General features: G+C 44.2%; 5 protein-coding genes and 1 pseudogene. 2 read left to right on the forward strand and 4 right to left on the reverse strand.

All coding sequences use genetic code 11. The features are described from left to right. Positions 1-562 (reverse strand): annotated as a pseudogene (locus tag BCT81_RS02515) (peptidase); the annotation flags it as partial. Between the two features lie 436 nt (positions 563-998). Further along, positions 999-1,478, reverse strand: coding sequence for a hypothetical protein (locus tag BCT81_RS02520; protein WP_102423150.1), 480 nt, complete (start codon positions 1,476-1,478; stop codon positions 999-1,001). Between the two features lie 302 nt (positions 1,479-1,780). Here BCT81_RS02520 and BCT81_RS02525 point away from each other — a divergent pair, with 302 nt between their 5' ends. After that, positions 1,781-3,043: an amidohydrolase family protein gene (locus BCT81_RS02525; RefSeq protein WP_061031831.1), complete on the forward strand. Its 1,263-nt coding sequence runs from the start codon at positions 1,781-1,783 to the stop codon at positions 3,041-3,043. Between the two features lie 190 nt (positions 3,044-3,233). Continuing rightward, positions 3,234-4,484 carry an alpha/beta fold hydrolase gene (locus BCT81_RS02530; RefSeq protein WP_102423152.1) on the forward strand — a complete coding sequence of 417 codons (1,251 nt, stop codon included), beginning with the start codon at positions 3,234-3,236 and terminating at the stop codon, positions 4,482-4,484. Positions 4,485-4,570: 86 nt separating this feature from the next. On the opposite strand, the gene BCT81_RS02535 is transcribed toward BCT81_RS02530, so the two are convergent. Further along, positions 4,571-6,550 (reverse strand): TonB-dependent receptor, encoded by a 1,980-nt coding sequence (locus BCT81_RS02535; protein WP_102423151.1) that lies wholly within the window; start codon positions 6,548-6,550, stop codon positions 4,571-4,573. A 22-nt stretch (positions 6,551-6,572) separates the two neighbouring features. Continuing rightward, a partial coding sequence (locus BCT81_RS02540; RefSeq protein ID WP_133152498.1) for an alpha/beta hydrolase-fold protein occupies positions 6,573-7,046 on the reverse strand: 474 nt, incomplete at its 5' end.

The raw sequence follows: 7,046 nt of genomic DNA on the forward strand, positions 1-7,046 counted from the left end.
CATTAATAAGTAGCCTTGCAACCGGAGTTGTCCAAGCCACTTTATCTGGATGAGACTCTTCCCAACAGGCAACATCTCTGCGCTCATTAACACCACATGTCGATAACGTTGCCACTGCCTCTTCGTCTGCACTCTTGCCCGCCATGTAGTAATCTATCTCGAACTCAGCGTATTGGCCGTTTGAGTTTGGAATAACCTCAATCAGCATGCGCTCGCTTGAGATAGACTGAGCAAACCAATCTGTCTGGCTGTCACGATACTCAACTACCTCATCATTGGTGCTCGAACTCAAGCGCAATAGACTGCCTTTCGGTACAACAAGCGACTTGAAGTGAAGCTTAATGAACGATGCCCCCACATGCTCAATTTGCTGTTTGCGTACGTTGCCCGATGTCTCAATCAACGCTTGGTGCGACAATGGGTACTCAACTTCATTGGCAATAACGGGTAAGTGGGGCTGAACAGTAAGATTGGGCTGAACTAGGGATTGTGGCTGCGCATTTACGAACGAAGAAAATAGACATGTTGTCGCTAACCCAAGGTTAGATAAGATTACTTTCATTGGATTTCCTATATCGATTTGTAGTGTTCCCTCCACAAACATATGCGCTAATAAACAATATGACACAAAATGCATATATTGTTTTCAGTAAAGAAATATTCACACCAACGACAATTGCTTACATTCAATAACATAGCTCTCAACTGGACTTATTCGTACCTCTCTCGCTGTACAAATTGGTGTGCGACTTGAACACAAAAAGAATCATGGGTAAGCAGCGTATTTTGCTATTCTGAAGATAATTTCGGCAGAGCTGCACGCTTGATATTGTCACCCGTCATAAGCTTTAAAATACCGGTGAGCAACGAGTATGCAAAGCCTGCACTGAATAGCTAACCAATAACCAAATACAGGTAAATAAAAAGGGCTAGCAAAACTGCTAACCCTTCTCAGTTGAGAATTCATTTCGAACTCCCTATTTGTATTCAGCTTTCGATTATGCTGTTTTTTCATCCAAGTTTGCGTCTTGCTTGTCATCAAGAACAAAGTAGATTTTCGACACAATCACTTCAGCAATCAGAATCGTAAATACCACAGCAAAGAAAGCAACAACACCGTTCCAAGGGCCTGTAAAGCTCACCTTGTCACCGAACAATAAGTTAATCGCTTCTAGCATGACAAACTTCGAGCCCACCAAGATAATGTAAGTGGTAATCGCTCGGTAAACCTTAGGAGCAGTACCCGGCTTGCTTTTAAAGTGCTCAGCAATCTTATGCTCCAAGCCAATAGAAAGTTTCAATAGTAGCTGAAGCAACAACGCCGCTATCAAAGAGATAGTGAAAGATTCGATATTCACAAAGTCCCAGTACTCATCAAAGAAGTTAAGAACCACTAGGTCCACCAGCACTGCTAACGTGTAACCAACAAATAGACGTTGTGGTGTATTGAATCCGTAAACTTTGTCTGAATTAGTCATGTTGTCTCTCTTTAATTTGATAAGTAGCCTCGATTTGAAATACATCTTAGCGTTCGAATCAGAACAAAACTTACCATTTGATGACACCACCTCCTTTCCATTCAAAATTGTTAATCTTTATTGATTGATCATTTTCTGTACCAATAATTCTCTTCCCTCTATACAGCAATACTCAAAAATATAGAAAAGCACCAAAAGATAAGTCTCGTCACTGCTTGTCATCAAATGGCAATTTTTAATAGGCGTCACCTCATAAGATGACTCCATCAGCGACAAACACTCATTTGAAAAAGGTGCAGACTATGAAAAAGCTAATCACTAACGCGAACGTATTTAACGGTGTTGATAACAACCTAATCGAGAACGTATCTATTCTTATCGAAGACAACTTGATCACTCAAATTGGCGAGGTTGACGCTACGTTAGCCGATGAAATCATTGATGCTCAAGGTGGCACGGTAATGCCTGGCTTGATTGACGCCCACGTTCATATCACGCTATCTGCACCTTTCAATGTGATTGATACTATGACACGTGAAGAAGTCGCAATTCGCTCAGCGAAGATTTCAGAAGAGATGCTAATGCGCGGTTTTACCACTATTCGCGATGTAGCAGGTAACACCCTTGGCCTTAAGAAAAGTATCGACAACGGCTACGCGACTGGCCCACGTATTCTTCCTTCAATGGCGGCGATTTCACAAACCAGTGGCCACTCAGATTACCGCCAAAACCAAGCTCAAGAACGTTTAGCGAATGGGCACGAAGACTCGCCAATGATGAAGCTAGGCGCGATGCGAGTAGCCGATGGTCGCTCAGAAGTATTGAAAGCCGTGCGTGAGCAACTGTTTATGGGCGCGTCACAAATCAAGATCATGGCCGGTGGCGGTGCATCATCGACCTTCGACCCGCTAGACACATTGCAATTTACTTCCGACGAAATGGAAGCCGCAGTACAAGCCGCTTCAGATTACGGTACGTATGTTGCCGCGCACATCCACACCTCTGATGCGATGCGCCGTGCAGCAGAAGCGGGCGTCATGTCTTTCGAACACGCTACCATCATGGATGACGAGATCGCAGAGATCATCAAAGAGAAAGGTATTTGGGTAATCCCGTCTTACTTCACTTCTTCATTGATTGCAGAGCGTAAGATCCCACTGCCAAACGAAGAGACATATCGCAAGACAGAGCGCGTGGGTAAAGCCATGTTCAAGTCGGCAGAACTGATTAAGAAATACGACATCCAAAACATCGCGTTTGGTACCGATTGTGTGGGCGAAACCAATGTACATGCGACCCAACTGAATGAGCTTGGTGCGATCGAGCAAGTATTCGATACCATCACTGCACTTCGCATGGCGACGTCAAACTGTGGACGCCTATTTGAAATGTCTACATACCAACACCCGTACCAAGAAGGCAAACTTGGTCAAGTGGTTGAAGGCGCTTACGCTGACCTACTGATCATCGACGGTAACCCACTAGAAGGCGTGGCATGTGTGGCGAATACAGAGACACAAAAACTGATCATGAAAGACGGTAAGGTGTATAAAAACACGCTTTAGTGTTCAGTATACCCACTAAAAAATGAAACCTCTCAGGCAAGCAAGCGAACTTTATAGTCGCTTGCTTGCCTTTTTATTAAGCGCTGTTTTATTGCTACTATTAAACACAGGTTATTGATTTATGGATGAATCAGGGTGGAATAAGGATGACATTAGAATGAGAGTTGTACTGACGACACCTCTATTATCAGTGCTACAAGTGATTACCTCGCTGCGGCTCGGCATTATAGTGCTAGTCAGTTCAGTGCTGTTCGGATGCAGTAACTTTCGAAACTTATCCCACGAAATAGACGCAATTGACTCCATTACCGACCAATACCAGCTGGTTTTGAGCAAACCCGCGTCAGAGTCAGCCGTCGTGATTCTACAAATCAAAGACATCAATCAAAGCGAAGTGGATGGCTACGATGGAATCATCAACAGTGACCGTCTCCACTTGCAGCTATCGAATAACATTCATTACCTACTTGTCTTTGAAGATAAGAACCAAGACTTAACCCTACAAGCTAACGAAGCATTCAGCGTTATTAATCTTAGTGACTACCAAGACAACTCCACCATCAAAGTCTCACTCGAAGTGAATGAGAATGAAGCCCCAAGCGCCTTTGTTGATCGTTCGCTCTCTTCACTATTGAAAATCGAGTTGGATTTGGTGGATATCGGGGCAGTCGTGAACCTTGAAGATCCCCCTTTTGACAGAAAAAACGCCAAACTTGGGATGTGGCAACCACTAACATTCCTGCTCGAGCATAATGCTGGGCTCTACTTTTTATCAGAGTATGATCCAAACAAAATCCCTATCTTGTTTGTGCATGGCATTAACGCAACTGCGTTGGATTTTGAGCCGCTGATTGAAAAAGTCGACCAATCTAAATATCAAATATGGGTTTTCAACTACCCTTCCGGTTTGTCTTTGGCTTTGAACTCAAAAGGTCTGAACAACCTAATGCACACCGTCGTCACTCAATACAAGATTCAACAATTACACCTGGTGGCTCACAGCATGGGCGGGCTTATCGTTGCCAATAGTATTCGTCAGTGTCGTATCGGGCAGTTGTGCGATTTTGTCAGTAGCATGACTACCATCTCGTCCCCATTCGGTGGTGTTGCTTCAGCTAAGCAAGGTATAGAGTACTCCCCAGTAGTAATGCCAGCCTGGGTCGACTTAAATCCAGAAGGCAAATTTATCGCTGACCTGTTTTATGATAACGATAAAAACCACACTCCACATTTTTTAGCCTTTGGCTATAACTCGGGGGAGCTGTTCAATACCAAAAGCAATGATGGTGTCATTAACCTTTCAAGCCAATTGTCGCGCCCAGCCCAACTCCACGCATCACAAATCCTCGGCTACAACGAAAACCATTTGAGCATCTTAGATAACGATGACCTGTTTGAAGACCTGTCCGAGTTTTGGTTAAGAGCTGAAGGAGGACATTGATTTATGATTCGGTGCACTAGGCGGCACAGGTAATCAGATACGAAAAATGGAACGTTCAGGCGTTCCATTTTTGTTTGAGTGAAGCTTTAGAAATCGAAATCCATCTTCACATAGTAGGTACGTCCTACTTCTGTTTCTTCGTACACTTGGTTTGATTGGTCCAAGCGCTCATCCGTTAAGTTAGTCACCCCAGCACGAAGTTTGAAGTTGTCATTAAACGCATACGAACCACCCAATGACACGATTGTATAAGGGTCTAGATCAGCATCAGAACCATCTTTTTGCTTGCCGGTATAATTCAAACCAGTAAAGAAGGCTAAATCACGCGTTGCCAACCAATTGAGATTTGCATTCGCTAGCCATTCAGGGCTGTACGCAATAGCTTTATCATCAACTTTGTTAACCGCATCGGTATACGTCGCATTTGCCGTAAACGACCAGCTTACGGAAAGCTCATAGCTACCCTCTAGTTCAATACCTTTGGTTTCGACTTTATCGACGTTCTCATACTGAATAATTGCGGAAGTGCCATTGAAAAATGGAGTTAAGTCGCGGTCTATCAAGTTTTTCACATCATTGTAGAAAGCCGTCGCCTGCACATACCCATCAACTCCTGAATACATCGCTGAAAATTCGTAAGTCTTAGAGGTCTGTGGCTTGAGGTCTGGATTCCCGACCAATGTACATCGACCACCGCAACTCACTAATGAGAAATCTTCGGACGATTGGAAAAGCGTTGGCGACTTAAAGCCTTCGCCATACCCACCTTTGAAGGTCACATTATCGATGCCGTTGTAAACAAAATAGACTCGAGGGCTAAAGTCATTACCAAACTGGTTATTGTGTGTAAGACGACCACTTACGGTTGCAGTTAAGTCATCCGTAACAAAGTACTCATCTTGAACATAAGCGGCACTTTGCGTTACTGAACGAGAGCTCGAATAATCACGCTCGTTCTCAACACTGGTATAAGACACTTGTGCACCAAGTGACAAAATCTGGCTTTCAAACTGATCGACGACAAACTTAGCATCGACGGTGTGGTTGTCTTGACTCAGCACCGCTGCATCCACCATTGGGTGAAAGTTGTCTTCATCCACTTCAGCGGTTTCGTAGAAATAACTGGCATCAGACTCCCCCCAATCCCAACTACGTACATGCCCTAACGTGCCAGTTAGCTTTTCACCCTCATAATAGCTAGTTGCTAACCTATTGAAGTTACTAAAGTAGCTATTCTCTACACGGTCATCCTTTGAGTAAGAAAGATCAAGATAGATTTCGTCTTGATCTGTGGCGTACCAATTCAAAGAACCACGAAATACATTTCGCTTTTGTTCCGTTTGAGGAGAAAAACTCGTCCCTGCATCTTCAGGGAACCAAGCATTACGCTCGCTAATATCGACTGTCGTGGTGTACGTCAGTACATCTGGAATGATCGACCCGCTGACAAACACATTGCCACTTTTGAGTTCACCGTCTGCATCAGACAATAACGCTGTCGCTTTATTATCTTCTGGCATACTATAAGTCAGGCTTCCAGAAACATGAGTCTCTGTCGACGCCTGCTTGAGAATCACGTTAACCACACCACCAATCGCTTCACTACCATATAGAGATGACATTGGACCGCGCACCACTTCAATTCGCTCAATCGCGCTCATTGGAATGCTCGACAAATCAAACGACGCCCCACGAATCACTGTTTCGCTAGAGCTGATACGACGACCATTTATCAAAAACAGAGTGTAATTTCCGTTGGCTGAATTCTGGTTCTGCAAGCCACGAATTATGATTCTAGGCTCAGCACCCGTTGTTCTCGCCACATGCACACCCGCGACACTCTCAAGCGCGGTAGAGATATCGGTCGCAGGAAGCTTATCTATCTCTTCGCGCGTAATCACAGATATTGATGCAGGTGCATTTTTTATCGCCGTTTCATACTGACTTGCGGTAACAACCATAGTTTCTGTGTGCTTTGCTTCACTAGCTATAGCTGATAGAGAGGCAAATCCAGCCAGCATGAGGGCCGCTGCTAATTTATTTTTTTGTATTTTTATGTGTTCCATTTCTTGGATATTTCCTTGGTCTTTACTTACTAAAAAGTGTTGTTAGTCCATCAGCGAGCAAAACACGCCAACTGTAATAGTCATGACCACTCGCAGCACTTTTGAACGTAACGGGGTACCCTTTCTCTTTGAGGGTATTAAAAAGGGTTTTATTGGTTTGATAGATGCTGGCATGCACCGGCTCAGTCTCAAAAACACCTGCATTGAGGTAGACCTGAATGTCTTTCTTACCGCTTGATACCACCAGTTCACTCATCCAACTTTGTTCATCACTTGCGATACTCTTAGCGGTCTTTGGCTGCCACCAAAATGAACCAGACTGGCTCAACACTTTTCCAAAACGTTGAGGGTGCTCCAACGCAATGAACATTGACGCTAATCCACCAAAGCTCGAACCAGACAGCACTGTATTTTCAGCTGCGGGGCATATTGAATGCGCACTACAAAGCCAAGGGATAAACTCATTAGCGAGCATGTCGGCAAATGCTTTATTCGG

The organism is Vibrio sp. 10N.261.52.A1 (assembly GCF_002876325.1).
GTDB lineage: Bacteria > Pseudomonadota > Gammaproteobacteria > Enterobacterales > Vibrionaceae > Vibrio > Vibrio chagasii.